General features: G+C 35.6%; 15 protein-coding genes and 1 other annotated feature. Of the genes, 11 read left to right on the plus strand and 4 right to left on the minus strand.

The genetic code is table 11. The annotated features are described in order from the left end of the window. Positions 1 to 172: 172 nt before the first annotated feature. Both ADJ83_RS21000 and asnB read left to right on the plus strand, forming a co-directional pair. Positions 173 to 1,519, plus strand: a complete 1,347-nt coding sequence (locus ADJ83_RS21000; RefSeq protein ID WP_048717475.1) for an ISLre2 family transposase — start codon at positions 173 to 175, stop codon at positions 1,517 to 1,519. A 555-nt stretch (positions 1,520 to 2,074) separates the two neighbouring features. Further along, complete coding sequence (asnB, locus tag ADJ83_RS21010) at positions 2,075 to 3,976, plus strand: asparagine synthase (glutamine-hydrolyzing) (RefSeq protein WP_031540481.1); 1,902 nt, start codon at positions 2,075 to 2,077, stop codon at positions 3,974 to 3,976. On the opposite strand, the gene ADJ83_RS21015 is transcribed toward asnB, so the two are convergent. Further along, positions 3,966 to 4,817, minus strand: coding sequence for a C39 family peptidase (locus ADJ83_RS21015; RefSeq protein ID WP_031540482.1), 852 nt, complete (start codon positions 4,815 to 4,817; stop codon positions 3,966 to 3,968). The two genes, asnB and ADJ83_RS21015, sit on opposite strands and share 11 nt — an antisense overlap. A 407-nt stretch (positions 4,818 to 5,224) precedes the next feature. On the opposite strand from ADJ83_RS21015, the gene ADJ83_RS21020 reads away from it, so the two are divergent. Together ADJ83_RS21020 and ADJ83_RS21025 are read left to right on the plus strand one after the other, a co-directional pair. Then, positions 5,225 to 6,028, plus strand: coding sequence for an alpha/beta hydrolase (locus tag ADJ83_RS21020; protein ID WP_031540483.1), 804 nt, complete (start codon positions 5,225 to 5,227; stop codon positions 6,026 to 6,028). A 14-nt stretch (positions 6,029 to 6,042) separates the two neighbouring features. After that, a complete protein-coding gene (locus ADJ83_RS21025) occupies positions 6,043 to 7,137 on the plus strand; it encodes a tetraprenyl-beta-curcumene synthase family protein (RefSeq protein WP_031540484.1) in 1,095 nt (364 codons plus the stop codon). Between the two features lie 119 nt (positions 7,138 to 7,256). On the opposite strand, the gene ADJ83_RS21030 is transcribed toward ADJ83_RS21025, so the two are convergent. Both ADJ83_RS21030 and ADJ83_RS21035 read right to left on the minus strand, forming a co-directional pair. Continuing rightward, entirely contained in the window at positions 7,257 to 7,829 is a 573-nt protein-coding gene (locus ADJ83_RS21030) for a tRNA (mnm(5)s(2)U34)-methyltransferase (protein WP_031540485.1), read from the minus strand. After that, positions 7,826 to 8,791: a TIGR01212 family radical SAM protein gene (locus tag ADJ83_RS21035; RefSeq protein ID WP_031540486.1), complete on the minus strand. Its 966-nt coding sequence runs from the start codon at positions 8,789 to 8,791 to the stop codon at positions 7,826 to 7,828. The genes ADJ83_RS21030 and ADJ83_RS21035 overlap by 4 nt, the downstream gene beginning before the upstream one ends. Positions 8,792 to 8,996: 205 nt before the next feature. Between ADJ83_RS21035 and ADJ83_RS21040 the strand changes: the two genes are divergently transcribed. Both ADJ83_RS21040 and ADJ83_RS21045 read left to right on the plus strand, forming a co-directional pair. After that, positions 8,997 to 9,260 carry a YtzC family protein gene (locus ADJ83_RS21040; RefSeq protein WP_031540487.1) on the plus strand — a complete coding sequence of 88 codons (264 nt, stop codon included), beginning with the start codon at positions 8,997 to 8,999 and terminating at the stop codon, positions 9,258 to 9,260. Between the two features lie 12 nt (positions 9,261 to 9,272). After that, positions 9,273 to 9,437, plus strand: a complete 165-nt coding sequence (locus ADJ83_RS21045; protein WP_031540488.1) for a hypothetical protein — start codon at positions 9,273 to 9,275, stop codon at positions 9,435 to 9,437. A 47-nt stretch (positions 9,438 to 9,484) separates the two neighbouring features. On the opposite strand, the gene ADJ83_RS21050 is transcribed toward ADJ83_RS21045, so the two are convergent. Beyond that, complete coding sequence (locus tag ADJ83_RS21050; protein WP_031540489.1) at positions 9,485 to 10,690, minus strand: MDR family MFS transporter; 1,206 nt, start codon at positions 10,688 to 10,690, stop codon at positions 9,485 to 9,487. 271 nt (positions 10,691 to 10,961) lie between these two features. Between ADJ83_RS21050 and ADJ83_RS21055 the strand changes: the two genes are divergently transcribed. The 5 genes from ADJ83_RS21055 to ADJ83_RS21075 all read left to right on the plus strand — a co-directional run bounded on the left by ADJ83_RS21055 (position 10,962) and on the right by ADJ83_RS21075 (position 16,360). Next, a complete protein-coding gene (locus tag ADJ83_RS21055; RefSeq protein WP_031540490.1) occupies positions 10,962 to 11,528 on the plus strand; it encodes a histidine phosphatase family protein in 567 nt (188 codons plus the stop codon). Positions 11,529 to 11,562: 34 nt separating this feature from the next. Continuing rightward, on the plus strand, positions 11,563 to 12,729 hold the full coding sequence (locus tag ADJ83_RS21060; RefSeq protein WP_031540491.1) for an amidase: 1,167 nt from the start codon (positions 11,563 to 11,565) through the stop codon (positions 12,727 to 12,729). A gap of 127 nt (positions 12,730 to 12,856) precedes the next feature. After that, positions 12,857 to 13,083, plus strand: a binding site (T-box leader). A gap of 53 nt (positions 13,084 to 13,136) precedes the next feature. After that, the gene (leuS, locus tag ADJ83_RS21065) at positions 13,137 to 15,557 is read left to right on the plus strand and encodes a leucine--tRNA ligase (RefSeq protein ID WP_031540492.1); all 2,421 of its coding nucleotides are present in this window, start codon (positions 13,137 to 13,139) and stop codon (positions 15,555 to 15,557) included. Positions 15,558 to 15,693: 136 nt separating this feature from the next. Then, positions 15,694 to 15,999 carry a rhodanese-like domain-containing protein gene (locus ADJ83_RS21070; RefSeq protein WP_031540493.1) on the plus strand — a complete coding sequence of 102 codons (306 nt, stop codon included), beginning with the start codon at positions 15,694 to 15,696 and terminating at the stop codon, positions 15,997 to 15,999. Between the two features lie 178 nt (positions 16,000 to 16,177). Further along, a complete protein-coding gene (locus tag ADJ83_RS21075) occupies positions 16,178 to 16,360 on the plus strand; it encodes a sporulation protein Cse60 (RefSeq protein WP_031540494.1) in 183 nt (60 codons plus the stop codon). The last annotated feature ends 163 nt before the right edge of the window (positions 16,361 to 16,523 follow it).

Consider the following 16,523-nt stretch of genomic DNA (forward strand, 5'->3'; position numbering starts at 1 on the left):
GTATGAGTAAAATGTTTGTGGGTAGAAAATAATTTACCCTCTGGTTTGGTTGGTGGTCGTTAGACCGCCAACCAAACGCAAGCGCGGTAGTATGAGCAAAAATAAAGAAAAAGGGACTTTCTTTTTGTATAGTAGTGTTTGCGGACAAAACATACAAAAGGAGAAAGTCCCTATGAAACAAAATACCATAAAACTACCTACATTAAAAGAAATAGAAAGTGATTTATTTAAAACATTACAGGAAACTTTTTCGGAAGTTCTCGAGGAGCTGTTAACTGGGTATGACAGAGAAATAGCTGAACAACGAGATAAAGGAAGATATCAACTCAAAGATAAGAGAGCGATTCAGATGGACACCTTATTTGGATCTGTTTCAATTAAGCGAAATTACTATTGGGATCGTATCGGCAACAAATATGTCTATTTATTAGATCAATATTTACAGTTTGAGGGCGGTAAAGGATTTAGTCCAGTTGTGGAAGAAATGGCGATGGAATTGGCGGTTACTGGGCCATCATACAGACATGCATCTTCTACGTTAGAAAAATTACTTGGATACTCTGTAGCTAGTCATGAAGCGATTCGTCAACATTTATTACAAACAGAAGTTGTACCGAGCTTGCCAATCGAACCAAAAAGAAAGGTATTATTTATCGAAGTAGATGGCTTATTTATTAAACGGCAAGGTGGTAAGAAGCGCGGACGAGAAGAAAAGATCGCAGCTATCCATGAAGGTTGGTCTATGAATGGAAAGAGAGCCAGTCTTGTGGGAAAACGGCATTTTATTCATAAAGCAGAAGCACCTTTCTGGGAAGAGTTAGAACAATTTTTAATGGATACGTATCATTACGATCCAACTACTCATCTTTTAGCTATCAATGGGGACGGAGCTAGTTGGATAACTGCGTGCAGAGAGTATTTTCAAAAGAAAGCTTTTTTCACGATAGACAGATTCCACGTAGCTCGAGAAATCCAACGTATTTTTAAAGAACATCCTAGATATAAAGCGATACGAAAAAAGCTAGCTAAGTATGATGGAGAGGGATTATTAGTAGAGTTAAATAGTGCAGTGGCGACCCTGGATACAGAGAAAAAAGAAGAACGATTAGAAGCATTAATTAACCAGCTTTCTCCATATCCCGAGGCACTTGGAGACTATAGAATTTGGTTACAGGAACAAGGAATAGATACGAGTGATATGCGTCCGATGGGCAGCGCAGAAGGAACCATGAGTGTGTTTGCCAAGCGTCTGAAAAACGGAAGGGCATGGAGTGAAAAAGGAATAGATGCATTTATTCGATTCATGGTTGGCTTAAAAGATGGATTAGATATTAAAACACTGATCGGAACAATGACGAAACGATTGGAAGAGAAGGAATCAAATCATATAAAACCAAAATACTACCGTGAAAAACTAACCAAAACAGCAGGACAGGCAACAAGACAAAACATTGCCTATTTGAGTCAAACAACAGGAAAGCCACTATATCATGCGTTAAAAGCATTACAAGGATTTTAAAAAGGATTGTCGACGTTTAACTGTAAACTGTATTCTAAAAGGTTATGGATTTTAACAACATAGAAAACGCAGAGTGGATTGGAGCGAAAGGCACTTGACTCCTGCGGGACATAGAGGAAAGGTCGAGACCCCACAGCCGGAACGGCGAGGAGGCTCGACTTCCTCCCCGCGGAAAGCAAGTGCCTGTAGCGGAAAGGAACGGTCTATTGATCCCAAAAAATTTTACGAAAACAGCCTGACTATAAATAGAGTAAGTATAGAAAGCGTTAACAATAGAGATAGCAAACACACTGAAAAAGAGAGAAATTCCGACGATAAAAAATTTCTCCCACAAATACTTGACTCAAACAAATGTTAATAGCCAATTAAAAATTTACACTATTTATGCTACAATAGAAAACTAAGTGATGGTTTTATGAATCTTATTACCTATTAACATAATTTCTATTTAGGGGTATAGTAAAATTTTAATTATGGTTTATTGTAAGAACAATGAAAAATGGTTATGAATGTCCTAATATATGTAGGAAAAGAAATGGAGAAGGTGAGAGCAATATGTGTGGTTTTGTTGGCTGTGTACATGAAAAAGCACAAAACTTTCAAGAAGAACAAAAAGAATTATTTACAGGAATGAATCGTGTTATAACACATAGAGGTCCTGATGATGAAGGATATTTTTATGATAGCCACATTCAATTTGGTTTTCGCCGATTAAGTATTATAGACATTGAAAGTGGGCATCAGCCTTTAACATATGAAAATGAACGCTATTGGATAATCTTTAATGGGGAAGTTTATAACTATCTAGAAATTAGAGAAGAGCTAGTAAAAGCAGGTTTAACTTTCCAAACAAATTCAGATACAGAAGTAATTATCGCTTTATATAGCCATGAAAAGGAAAAAGCGGTAGAAAAGCTTCGTGGTATGTTCTCATTCATTATATGGGATAAGCAAGAAGAGACATTATATGGAGCGCGTGATCCGTTTGGAATTAAACCTTTCTTCTATTTAGAAGATGGTGAAAAAACATACTTTGCTTCTGAGAAGAAAAGTATTTCATTAGCATTAGAAAGTGATGTTATCAATTACACTTCCTTGCAACATTACTTAACTTATCAATTTGTCCCTGAACCTTATACGATGTCAGAGGGAATTAAAAAGCTAGAACCAGGTCATTATTTCACAAAAAAAATTGGCGAACCAATGGAAATTAAACGTTATTGGAGAGCATCCTTTAAACCAGTTGTCAAACAAGAGGACGAGTTTACAAAGGAAATTAAAGATGTACTGTTCGATAGTGTTAAAATGCATATGAGAAGCGACGTTCCTGTTGGATCCTTCCTGTCAGGTGGAATTGATTCATCTATTATTGCAAGTATTGCAAAAGAATTCCATCCTAGCATTAAAACTTTCTCCGTTGGCTTTGAGCATAACGGCTTTAGTGAAATAGATGTAGCAAAAGAAACAGCTGATAAATTAGGACTAGAAAATATTAGCTATATTATTTCTCCACAGGAATATATGAACGAGATTCCGAGAATTATGTGGCATATGGATGACCCTTTAGCAGATCCAGCTTGTGTGCCTTTATACTTTGTAGCACGTGAAGCAAGAAAGCATGTAACGGTTGTCCTTTCTGGGGAAGGCGCAGATGAATTATTTGGCGGATATAATATTTATCGCGAACCACAATCTTTAGAAGTGTTTAATAAAATTCCGAACGTTGGAAAAAAATTGTTGCGGGCTGTGGCAAATATTCTTCCAGAAGGCATGAAAGGAAAGAGCTTTATTGAGCGTGGAGTTACTCCAATGGAAGAAAGATATATTGGCAACGCGAAAATGTTTTCTGAGTTAGAAAAAGAAAAATTACTTTCTGTCTATAATACAGGTTTGCACTATAGAGATATTACTAAGCCGTTGTATGAAGAAAGCCTTGGTTATGATCCTGTAGATCGTATGCAATTCATTGACATTCATACTTGGATGCGAGGAGATATTTTACTAAAAGCAGATAAAATGACGATGGCTCATTCGTTAGAATTACGTGTGCCGTTCTTAGATAAAGAGGTCTTTAAAGTCGCTTCGAAAATCCCGACATCATTAAAAACAGCGGATGGTACAACAAAATATATTTTACGCAAAGCAGCAGAATCATTTGTACCAGAACATGTGTTAAATCGCAAAAAGCTCGGCTTCCCTGTTCCAATTCGTCATTGGCTAAAGGATGAAATGAATGAATGGGCGAAAAATATTATTAAAGAGAGCGATACAGATCACTTATTAAATAAATCGGTTGTGCTCCAATTGTTAGAAGAACATTGTCAAGGAAAAGCAGATAATAGCCGTAAAATATGGACAGTGCTAATGTTCATGGTATGGCATAGCATTTATATCGAAAAAAAATATTCCTTTGAAAAGGAATATTTAAAAGAGGGAAAGGTAGCAATTAAGAACTAATCGTAATTGCTTGACTACCCATTTGCACCCAGGATTCTTCAAAATCCGTTATGGGTGCTTTTTTATTTTTTTCGCCAGTAAGGGGATCATTAAAATAAATATACTCTTCATCATAGCCTGTAATTAATACAGAATGCTCAGAATAGGTAATCTCTATTGTGCCACTTGGTGTATGCCATGTACGGAATGCACTATCTGGTAATTTCTTAAAAGTTGAATTCGTAATTACCCATACTGGATGATTACTGGACAGATGTGTTTTAATTTCTTCAAAATCAGATCCAGTAAAGTCAACAATGGAACCAGGTAAATATTGCTCAGCTAGTGCAGCTATTGGTTTATGATATACGCCTAACCCAGGACCACTTAAGGAGTACATATCTCCAATAAATCCGTCATTAGGATTTCCGTAATAGATTGTGCCATTTTCTCTAACATATGGTGTACTATCTTTTTTAATTTCCTCTGCTAATGTCAGTTTATCAACATCGACATCAGCATATTGAAGCAGCATTGCAAGACTTGTTACTTCACAGCCTCTTGGGAGCTCTGGTAACTGATTAAGAATAGGAGCATCCAATAAAACGGATTCCTTCAATAAATCAGTTTCCTCTTTTACTGATAAAAGAGCTTTACGTGTGTTCTGTGTAGCAACTTCTTTTGCATAGACTATTTGGGGGAAGTCATTTCTATTAATAAGCAAAAAACTAACAGCTACCATGGCGAATATCGTAAATAAATAGATGCTTTTAGCTATTGTGTTTAATTTTTTTCTTACCAATAAATATAATAAGAAAAACAATGTAATTAATGATAGGACTATCATTGTATTTGAATTCATTTTATATTCTCACCTAATTACTATCTTTATTTATTTTTATCGGTTTAAAATAAGAATACCTTTAGGAAAATAGAGTAATATTTATAACGCAATAATGCTTAGTTGAATGCTTCTTTAAACGATATTCATTCATGATTTCCTTCCCTAATATTCGACAAATTAAACCACCTTCTAGTATACCATAATTTTTGAGCATGGACGTGTGATGGTTAATATCGTTACATTTTCAATATATTTGCTATAATTAAAGAAACTTTGGAAAATAATAATAAAACTATACTTCGCTTAAAGGGTTTCATTCTTTAATGGTTAATGTATAAAACAAATCTTTATTTTTCCTTAATAACTATGTTTTGTTTGAAAATATGTAAAATAATATAGATTTTGGATGGGATGGAGGAACTGTTATGTGGAAATGGGAAGCTGAGGGAAACGCAAAGGCTGTCATTGTTATTGTTCATGGAGCAATGGAGCACCATGGAAGATATGGATGGCTTATTGAAATGTTTCGGTTAGCCGGTTTTCATGTTGTAATGGGAGATCTTCCTGGACAGGGAATGACAACAAGATCTGATAGAGGGCATATAGACTCTTTTGATGAATATACAATAGAAATTAAAGATTGGATTCAAGCAGCATATCAATTTGATTTGCCTGTTTTTTTATTGGGGCACAGTATGGGTGGCCTTGCATCCATTAGATTGCTTCAACAAGATAAATTAAAAATTGCGGGGATGATTTTATCCTCCCCTTGTTTAGGATTAGTAAAATATCCAAATAAATTAATAAGTTTAATGTCCCTTGTCTTAAATAAAGTGGCTCCCAAACTTAGAATTAATTCTGGATTAACGATTGATATGGCAACTCGCAATGCAGAGGTTAGAGAAATTGACTCCAATGATACATTATACATCACAAAAGTTTCTGTAAGATGGTATCGAGAATTAATTGACGCAACAAAACGAGCTTTTGAAGATATAGCGAAAACACAAGACTTGCCCCTACTAGTTATGCAAGGAGGCGGTGATCTTGTTGTAGATAAAAAAATGGTAAAATCCTGGTTCAATATGGTACCATTATCAGAAAAGCGATATAAGGAATGGCCAGATTATTATCATGAAATATTTAATGAACCAGAAAGAGAAGAAGTGTTTGAATACACGAAGGATTTTATCAATAGTCAATTGAAAGCAATTGGTTATATCGTATAAGCGAGGTATTTAATATGTCAGTTCCAAAGATGCCATTAACATTAATGTCGAAGGTTTACTTGAAGGTTTTTCCAGTTGTTCATCAGGAATTAAATTATTGGACACAAAGAGCAAGGAATATTCCCAATTTAGAATTAAGGAAGCAAGCATTAGCAAGTATTGAGCATAAAACCTTTCATTGTGAAGGTGGTTCCATTATGGCGCTTATAGCCATGAGTAAATACAAAGAAGTAATTAAATTTATTGTTGCTTATCAAACCATAAGTGATTATTTAGATAATCTCTGTGATCGAAGCACTTCACTAGATCCGAATGATTTTTCAGCTTTGCATGAATCGATGGAGCATGCCTTAACAGTAGGTGCTGAGCCGAGTAACTATTATCGTTATCGAGAAGACCAAGATGATGGAGGCTATTTATATGATCTTGCTAAAACTTGTAGGGATACACTGAGTGAGCTACAGAATTATGCGAGTATAAGAGAACAGCTTCTTGAGTTATGCCGCTATTACTGTGATTTACAAATACATAAACATGTAAATATGGAAGAGCGAATTCCAAGATTAAAGTTTTGGTTTGAGAAAAATAAAAATCATGTGCCAAAAATGGAGTGGTATGAATTTTCTGCTTGCTCCGGATCTACTCTAGGGATATTTTGCTTAGTTTCTTATGCGTTTCGTGATGACTTTGATGATTCCTATGCCGCTTTAATTAGAGACGGGTATTTTCCATACATTCAAGGTCTTCATATACTGTTAGATTATTTTATTGATCAAGAGGAAGATAAAATAGGTGGAGATTTAAATTTCTGCTTTTATTATAAAAATGAGGAAGAGTTATTCAATCGGTTAAAACATTTTGTAACAGAGGCAGACCGTCATACTAATAAATTGCCACATCAGAAATTTCATAAATTGATTAATAGGGGATTATTAGGTGTTTATTTATCAGATGAGAAGGTTTATAAACAGCAAAATATCCGAAAACTTGCGAAAAACATGATAAAAACCTCAGGTCCAATTGGTTATTTTTTCTATTTAAATGGAAGAGCCTATAGAAAATTTCAAAAAGTAGTTCCAGCCATAGCATTAAGAGCATTTAGTAAATAAATGTAATTAGAAAAAGTTAGACAAACTTCTTGAAAAAGGGTAGTTTTGTCTAACTTTTTTAATATATAATCCAATAAGGGAAAGGTTAACACCCCAGCCCTAATTAGATAAATTTGACATTATCTTTTTTCAATAGCAATAATGAAAGGAGGATTATTAATTCCATTAATAAACTGGTAGCGAAGTACATGGGCTTCCTGTTGATTTATATTTTCGACAAAGGCAATTAACTTGTCTCGTTCAATAGCACCTTCGGGATGGCCATGATATATAACTAATACAATAATACCTTCTTTAGACAGGATTTGTAGTAATTGTTCGATTGCTGCAATAGTTGTGTCAGCCTTTGTTACAATCGATTTATCCCCTCCAGGCAAGTAGCCTAGATTAAAAATAGCACCAGTGACTTTACCATGGTACATAGTAGGAACAACTTCCATTATATGCTCATGTCCGCACAAATGAAGAGAAGCAGTTGCTTCCAATTTTTGACTGGTTAGCTTGTCCTTTGTCGCAAGTAAAGCATCTTTTTGAATATCAAAGCTATAAACTTTCCCTTTTTCGCCAACAAGTTTTGCGAGGAAGACCGTATCATGCCCATTACCCATTGTAGCATCGATAGCGATGGCGCCTTTTGAAACAACTTTTTCTAATAATTGATGTGCAAAAGGAATAACTCTTTCAAGCTTCATTGTGTCACCTTCTTATTTGCCTGATAAAATTTTCCTTGCCAACTATTTCTGTTTTTTAATTCTGCATCAATTTTATTTAAAACTTCCCATTTATTTACACTCCACATCGGTCCAACCATCAACTCAATTGGTCCGTCACCGGTAATTCGATGAATAATCATCTCTGGTGGTAATATTTCTAATTGATCACAAACCAGTGATATATATTGATCAAATGTTAAAAATTCAAGCATGCCTTTTTCGTATTGCTTTACCATTGGCGTTCCTTTAAGCAGATGAAGCAAGTGGATTTTTATTCCTTGTACATCAAGTTCACTAACACTTTTGGCAGTTTCCATCATCATTTCATTTGTTTCCATTGGGAGTCCATTAATAATATGGGAACAGATACGAATATTATGCTTTCTTAGTTTATTAACTCCTTCAACATAGGTCTGGAAATCATGTGCGCGATTAATAAGTGTTGCTGTTTTTTCATGAACAGTTTGTAAGCCTAGTTCTACCCATAAATAAGTACGTTCGTTAAGCTCTGCAAGATACTCAACAACATCATCAGGCAAGCAATCGGGACGAGTTGCAATAGAAAGTCCAACAACGTTTTCTTGCTTTAAAACGACTTCGTATTTTTCTCGGAGTACGTCCACTGGTGCATGTGTATTCGTATAAGCTTGGAAGTAGGCCATGTATTTTCCGTCTTTCCATTTCGTATGCATCTTATTTTTTATATCATGAAATTGTTTCTCGAGACTGTCGATGCGATTACCGGCAAAATCCCCAGAACCAGCAGCACTGCAAAAAGTACAACCTCCGTGTGCTACTGTTCCATCTCGATTTGGGCAATCAAAGCCACCGTCTAATGCAATTTTGAAAACTTTGTGTCCAAACTCGTTACGAAGATGATAATTCCAAGTATGGTATCTTTTATTATCTGACGCGTATGGGAATGGGTTATTCTGATTCATATCAGTAACCTCCTAAGCAATTTAAATTTATTTATTTCTATTTCCATATTTTCCACCTATGAATTTTAACATGTCTTTAGTCTTAATCCAACAGAATTTCATCATCAGTTAAGAAAAGGAAGTAATAGGATGTGCTTAATAAACAGATACTATGGACGGAAGCAAAGCTGCTTCTAAATGTATTGATTGTTGGGAGGGTTATCTTTTGGCTACTCGTCAGTCCATGAATGAATTATTAGAACGATGCAATCAAGTAATCAATTACGCAGAACAACAATATGAAACAGCAAGTCGTCAAGAGCATTATAATTCAAATGAATATTCAGATGCACAAATGCAGTTAGAAGAAATTTATAATGATTTGCATACGATGGACCACAGTGCTAATCAACAGCAACGAGAAGAGCTTCATCGCATGAGATTACTTGTGGAACAAATGCAAAATCAATTGACATTAGGATTGCATTAAGGAGGCATCATTATGGATAAACGTTCAAAGAAAAATAACCCGGAGCAAAAAACGCGCAATGGGATAAATAATCAGGATCTAGAGTTGGGGAAAGATGTGGATTTAGTCAAAGCAGCAAAAAAGAAATATGAACAATCTGGTGGACAACCAGCTAAATCGAAAACAAGACAAGAATAGCTATGAAAAATGTCCCAACTGCATGAAACAGTTGGGACATTTACATATTAATTCGTCTTAGGAGTTAATTTAGCAGATTCCTTTGTTGGATAATCATAGAAAAAGGCAGTAATGAAGCTAATAACCAATAAGACCACTAAAACAGGTACAAGTACTGTCATTCCACTACTATCTACAAGCATTCCTCCAAGAAGCGGCCCAATCATTCTTCCCCCTGTAGCAGTACTATTTACAATCCCTTGGAAAAAGCCTTCTTTTCCTTTAGGAGCTAGCTTGTCAGCGATGGTTGGGACAGCTGGCCAAATTAGCATTTCTCCAATGGTCAAAATAATCATTGCCGCAAGAAAACCACTAAAGATTTCTGCTTTACCAACAATTAGGAAGGAAATGATAAAAATGGAAATCCCCATAAGCATTTGTTTCTTTATGGATGTGCATACTTTTTTAGTGAAAAAAGAAATAAGTGGTTGACCAAAAACAATAAGTCCTCCGTTTACAGCCCATAATAAACTATATTGTGTTAATGGAATACCAAGTTCCTGTGTATGGGTAGATATTGTTGCTTGCCATTGGACATAGCAGATCCAGCATAATAAATAACCAAATCCTAAAATTCCAAGAGAATACATAGCAGGGCTTCCCTTTAATATATGCTTTCCTTTTCTTCTAGAATTTTTCTTATTTAAAGAAGGAAGGATATCATTTTTTACTTGAATGTTTTTATAGCTGAAAAAGGCAATAAGGAAAAATACTCCATACATTAGCGTGTTAGATAAAAAGATAAATTGAAATGAATAAGAGGCAATGAATCCGCCAATCGCTGACCCAAGTGCAACACCAACATTTTGAGCAACATAAATACTATTGAAGGCTTTTCTTCCTCCTGCTGGCCAGACATTTCCTGCCATTGCATACATGCTAGGATAGATAATTCCTGATCCAAACCCAGATAAGGTAAAGAAAGTACAGTATGCACCCCAATTATGAAAAAGAGTTAGACCTAATAAAGAGGATGCAGTTAAAGATATTCCCAATAAGATAGAAAGATATCCACCTAATTTATCATAAAGAATGCCTCCGATTAAATTACCAATAACACTTGCTCCAGAATTAAGCATTAGGATAAATCCTGCAACCGTTAGTGTTTTTCCTAAATGCTCATGAATGTAAATACTATTTAAAGGCCAGAGTAAAGAAGAGCCTGTAACGTTTACAGCCATTCCAATAACTAATAGCCAAAGAGAACGAGGCATATTAATGCTCCTTTGCAAACTAAATTTCTAAATTCCAGAAATAAGTGTAGTTCCTTTTAGAGAAACCTGCAATAAAATAATATCGATTTTTCCAAAGGCGGAATTTTCAGATAGAATAAGATGTAATAGGAGGGATTCTTTAGTAAAAAAGGGGAATTTTTTATAATAGGAAATCTTATTAACAATTAATTTGTTTGAAAAATTAATAATTTTCTAATAAAGTAGAAATATCGCTAAAACATAACGTTAGTACGTGGAAAGGACCAAATAAATGACAAAGATATGTTTAATAAGGCATGGAGAAACAGATTGGAATGTAAGGGGAAAAATTCAAGGGAAGACAGATATTCCTTTGAATGAAAATGGAATAATGCAGGCAAAACAATGCCGAGATTATTTAGATGGTTCTGACTGGGACGTCATTGTCACAAGTCCACTGAAAAGGGCAAAGCATACAGCGATAATCATCAATGAAGCATTAAAGCTAAAGATGGTAGAAATGAATGAATTTATGGAGCGTAGCTTTGGAGATGCAGAAGGGAAGACAAGGGAAGAAAGAGCCATTTTGTATCCAGAACATCAGTATCCAAACCAAGAATCGAGAGAGGCTCTAATAACGAGAATTATGAATGGTCTAGAAAAAATACTTTCTCAGTTCCCTGATCAAAAAGTATTGTTAGTGGCGCATGGTGCTGTTATACATACATTATTAACTGTTGTATCCGAAGATCAGCTAACGATCGAAAATTACTTATCGAATGCATGTATTAGCAATATTCATTATAAAGCGAAGAAATGGGAGGTAAAAGACTATAACCTAGTCAATCATTTAATGTAAAGAAAGATAGAAAGATGGGGAGGGGTTTATAAAGATGCGTGATTATGGTGCATATATAGATGAAAATATTTCAGTTGGAGCTACAAAAAAGGGAAGCTTGGATGGATTAACATTTGCCGTGAAAGATGTATTTGCCATTAAAGATTATGCCTCTTCTGCTGGAAATCCGGATTGGCTCCAAAGTCATGAGCCCGCAAAAAAAACAGCACCTGCAATTGTTGATTTACTGGATAATGGTGCTACATTAAAGGGAACGACGATTACGGATGAATTAATGTATAGCTTAAACGGAGAAAACTATCATTACGGAACTCCTATTAATCCTAAGGACGCCAATCGTATTCCTGGAGGCTCTTCTTGTGGCTCCGCAGTGACAGTTGCTGCAGATTTAACTGATTTCTCGTTAGGTACAGATACAGGAGGATCAGTAAGGATACCTTCTTCCTATTGCGGAATATATGGATTCCGTCCTACCCATGGTGCAGTTACTATAGATGGTGTTATTCCCCTTGCGAAAAGTTTTGATACGGTTGGATGGATGGCACAGGATGCAAAAATCTTATATGAAGTAGGAAACGTGCTTTTACCTAATCAAAAGGATGATTCCTTTACACGGTTTATGATAGGAAGTGATGCATGGGCATTAGCTGACAAGGAAGTACAGGATACCTTTAGACCATTTTTAAAAAAATTAGAGGCTACTGTACCAAGCTATTCCAGTACTATTATTGCAGAAGAGGGGTTAAAGGAATGGGCGGAGATTTTTAGACAAATCCAAGGAAGAGAGATTTGGCATGAACATGGAGCGTGGATTCAAAAGGTAAATCCTACTTTTGGTCCAGGAATAGCAGAAAGATTCCAATGGACAAGTACTTTAAAAGAAGAGGATTTATCACATTATAATAAGAAGCGACGTATAATTAAGGAAAGAATGGAAAAACTGCTTGAAGATGACGGAATTTTAATTATTCCTACTGCTCCTGGAAAAGCGCCACTTTTGAATCTTCCAGTGGAAGAGTTAGAAGTAAAAAGAAGCCAAACTTTTCAGCTATGTTGCATTGCTGGACTAACGGGTTTTCCGCAAGTGAATGTACCATTAGCAAGCTTAGAAGGAGCGCCAATTGGACTTTCCTTTATTGCTGGTCGAAATCAGGATCGAAAGTTGCTTCGATTAGTTGCTGAATTGGCAGGGAAATGGTGAAATAAGGAACATAAGACAGGTTGAGACGTATAATGAAAGAAATACGCCAGTGATTGCTTGATATCTGCTTCATCTGAAAACTACTTGCAACATGAATCAAAATACAATACAATAAAGACCATATAAGTGAACAACACGGATAAGGAATAGTAAAGATGCCCTTTTGAAACAAAAGAGAGCTGACGGGTGGTGCAAGTCAGTCAAAAACATCTTGAACTCGCCTTTGAGTTGCAAGTGTGAACTTTTAGTAATGCTTGCCGTACACCTGCGTTAAAGGATAATGAAGCGAGTGATTTATTCACTAATTGTGGGTGGTACCGCGGGAGATTATACATAAAGCCTCTCGTCCCTATTTGGGATGAGAGGCTTTTTATTTTGGCTAAAACAACTTTATAGGAGGATTTAAGATGAGCTTTAATCATCAGAAAATAGAACAAAAATGGCAAAAGTTTTGGGAAGAAAACAAAACTTTTAAAACAAGTGAAGAAAAAAGCAAGAAAAAGTTTTATGCATTAGATATGTTCCCTTATCCATCTGGAGCGGGACTTCATGTTGGACATCCAGAAGGGTATACAGCAACAGATATTCTATCTCGAATGAAGAGAATGCAGGATTTTAATGTACTTCATCCTATGGGGTGGGATGCATTTGGTTTGCCAGCAGAGCAATATGCATTAGATACTGGAAACCATCCAGCTGAATTTACTCAGAAAAACATTGATACATTTCGTCGCCAAATAAAATCACTTGGATTTTCCTATGATTGGGATCGTGAAATTAATACTACTGACCCAGAATATTATAAGTGGACACAATGGATTTTTCTAAAGCTATATGAAATGGGCTTAGCTTATGTTGATGAAGTGGCAGTTAACTGGTGCCCGGCATTAGGCACAGTTCTAGCAAATGAAGAAGTTATTGATGGAAAGAGTGAACGCGGAGGTCATCCTGTTGAAAGACGTCCAATGCGCCAATGGGTATTAAGAATAACGGCATATGCAGATCGTCTATTAGAAGATTTAGATGAGGTAGATTGGCCAGAAAGCATTAAAGAAATGCAACGTAATTGGATTGGCCGTTCAGAAGGAGCAGAAGTTACCTTCCAAATTGACAATCATGAGGAAAACTTTACTGTATTTACAACAAGACCTGATACATTATTTGGTGCTACTTATGCTGTACTTGCTCCAGAGCATGCCCTTGTAGAAAAAATTACAACTTCAGAACAAAAAGCGGCGGTAGAAGCATACTTAGAAAAAATTAAAAGTAAGAGTGATTTAGAAAGAACAGACTTAGCAAAAGAGAAAACAGGTGTATTTACCGGAGCTTATGCCATTAATCCGGCTAACGAAGAAAAAATGCCAATTTGGATTGCTGATTATGTGCTTGTAAGCTATGGTACAGGAAGCATTATGGCTGTTCCTGCTCATGATGAAAGAGATTATGAGTTTGCAAAGACATTTGAGTTGCCAATTAAAGAAGTAGTAGCTGGAGGAAATGTAGAAGCAGAAGCTTATACTGGTGATGGCGAGCACGTAAACTCTGATTTCTTAAATGGTTTGAATAAAGAAGATGCGATAACAAAAATGATTAGCTGGTTAGAAGAGAAAAAAATTGGAACGAAGAAAATTACGTACAGACTTCGTGATTGGCTATTTAGTCGTCAACGTTACTGGGGTGAGCCAATTCCAATTATCCATTGGGAAGATGGCACAATGACTGGAGTACCGGAAGAAGAATTACCATTGACACTTCCAGAAACATCTGAAATAAAGCCATCTGGTACAGGGGAATCCCCGTTAGCAAATATAGCAGAATGGGTAAACGTTGTAGACCCTGTAACTGGTAAAAAGGGTAGACGTGAAACAAACACAATGCCACAATGGGCAGGAAGCAGCTGGTATTATTTACGTTATATTGATCCAAAAAATAACAAGCAAATTGCAGACCCTGAAAAAATAAAAGAATGGCTTCCAGTTGATATGTACATTGGTGGAGTAGAACATGCTGTCTTGCATCTTCTATATGCACGCTTCTGGCATAAAGTGCTTTATGATATAGGCGTTGTTCCAACGAAAGAACCATTCCAAAAATTATTCAACCAAGGAATGATTCTTGGTGAAAATAATGAAAAAATGAGTAAGTCAAAAGGAAACGTCGTAAATCCAGATGAAATTGTAGCAAGCCATGGAGCTGATACACTTCGTTTATATGAAATGTTCATGGGACCACTAGATGCTGCGATTGCATGGTCAACAAATGGCCTTGATGGTTCTAGAAGATTCCTTGATCGTGTTTGGAGATTGTTAGTTGATGATAATGGGGAGCTTTCTTCAAAAGTTCAAACTATAGAGGAAATGAAGGGGCTAGACAAAATTTATCATCAAACAGTTAAAAAAGTAACAGAGGATTTTGAAGCGCTTCGCTTTAACACAGCTATTTCACAAATGATGGTATTTATCAATGAGTGCTATAAAGCAGATAGTATTCCCCAAAAATATGTAGAAGGATTTGTGAAATTACTTTCACCAATATGTCCGCATATGACCGAAGAACTATGGCAAATTATCACGGGCTCAAACCAATCTATCGCTTATGAAGCATGGCCAGCATATGATGAAGCAAAATTAGTAGACGATGAAGTAGAAATTGTTATTCAGATTAATGGAAAAGTAAAAGCGAAACTAATGGTTCCAGCAGATGCAAATAAAGATGCATTGGAACAAATCGCGATGGAAGACAATCAAGTAAAAGAACAAATTGATGGAAAGCAAGTACGTAAAGTAATTGCAGTTCCTGGGAAATTAGTTAATATAGTTGCAAATTAACGAGAAGAGGCTGGTCTATATTGACCGGCCTCGTTTTTGCTATGGGCAGACGAATTGCATATTCTAGCAAATTACTCTATATTACAATGAGATAATAATATACACATTGTACAAAAAGGTTATTGGAGGGAATAGAATGGATTTAATAAAAACCATTTCAACAGATGAATTAGAGAAAAAGCTAAATAACAAGGAAACACTAGAATTAGTAGATGTTCGTGAAGACGAAGAAGTAGCAGAAGGAATGATTCCTGGCGCTAAACATATTCCGATGAATAGTATTCCAGAAAATCTAGCGTACTTCTCAAAGGATAAAGAATACATCTTTATTTGCCGATCAGGCAGGCGAAGCGAAAACGTATGTTACTATCTACAAGACCAAGGATTTAAAGTAGTAAATATGGAAGGCGGCATGCTAGATTGGCATGGTAAAACAGTTTAAAAGTTTGCAGTTAAAATAATTTAGAAAAGCTCAAAGAAGGAAGGTTTCTACTTTTCCTTATCTTTGAGCTTTTTTTAAAAAGATGGATAATGAAAAAATCTTAAGAAAAATTGATTGAATAGTGAGAATTTTGTCTATCCTTTAAATAAACCTACTAAATAATTGGGAGAGAATAATAATGATTAAAGTAAAGCTATTTGATCAAGAGCATGAGAAGGATCTTGAATTACAAATGAATAAATTTCTACAGAAAATAGATGAGAAAAAACTGATAGATATTAAATATAATGTCGCAGCAATACAAGAGGACGAAGAAGATCAAATCTATTGTTTTTCCTCGATGATAATTTATAAATCATAGAAGGAAAATAAAAAGAGTCTGGGACAAAACTAAAAAAACTAATCTATAACACTAAGTTGTTCCATTGCGCTACAGACGCACGATGCGTCGGGGAGGAAGCTGAGCCTCGCATGCGAGACCACTGAAAAAGTCTAGTTCTCCAAATAAAATGAGGTTTTATTTA

This window comes from Bacillus sp. 522_BSPC (assembly GCF_001076885.1).
Classification (GTDB): domain Bacteria; phylum Bacillota; class Bacilli; order Bacillales; family Cytobacillaceae; genus Niallia; species Niallia hominis.

Bases quoted from the DNA above. Each gene is read 5' to 3' on its own strand.
- ADJ83_RS21050 (WP_031540489.1), bottom strand. From the start codon at position 10,690: ATGCCTCGTTCTCTTTGGCTATTAGTTATTGGAATGGCTGTAAACGTT.
- asnB (WP_031540481.1), top strand. From the start codon at position 2,075: ATGTGTGGTTTTGTTGGCTGTGTACATGAAAAAGCACAAAACTTTCAA.
- ADJ83_RS21070 (WP_031540493.1), top strand. From the start codon at position 15,694: ATGGATTTAATAAAAACCATTTCAACAGATGAATTAGAGAAAAAGCTA.
- ADJ83_RS21075 (WP_031540494.1), top strand. From the start codon at position 16,178: ATGATTAAAGTAAAGCTATTTGATCAAGAGCATGAGAAGGATCTTGAA.
- ADJ83_RS21000 (WP_048717475.1), top strand. From the start codon at position 173: ATGAAACAAAATACCATAAAACTACCTACATTAAAAGAAATAGAAAGT.
- ADJ83_RS21030 (WP_031540485.1), bottom strand. From the start codon at position 7,829: ATGAAGCTTGAAAGAGTTATTCCTTTTGCACATCAATTATTAGAAAAA.
- ADJ83_RS21035 (WP_031540486.1), bottom strand. From the start codon at position 8,791: ATGAATCAGAATAACCCATTCCCATACGCGTCAGATAATAAAAGATAC.
- ADJ83_RS21055 (WP_031540490.1), top strand. From the start codon at position 10,962: ATGACAAAGATATGTTTAATAAGGCATGGAGAAACAGATTGGAATGTA.
- leuS (WP_031540492.1), top strand. From the start codon at position 13,137: ATGAGCTTTAATCATCAGAAAATAGAACAAAAATGGCAAAAGTTTTGG.
- ADJ83_RS21045 (WP_031540488.1), top strand. From the start codon at position 9,273: ATGGATAAACGTTCAAAGAAAAATAACCCGGAGCAAAAAACGCGCAAT.
- ADJ83_RS21020 (WP_031540483.1), top strand. From the start codon at position 5,225: ATGTGGAAATGGGAAGCTGAGGGAAACGCAAAGGCTGTCATTGTTATT.
- ADJ83_RS21025 (WP_031540484.1), top strand. From the start codon at position 6,043: ATGTCAGTTCCAAAGATGCCATTAACATTAATGTCGAAGGTTTACTTG.
- ADJ83_RS21060 (WP_031540491.1), top strand. From the start codon at position 11,563: ATGCGTGATTATGGTGCATATATAGATGAAAATATTTCAGTTGGAGCT.
- ADJ83_RS21015 (WP_031540482.1), bottom strand. From the start codon at position 4,817: ATGAATTCAAATACAATGATAGTCCTATCATTAATTACATTGTTTTTC.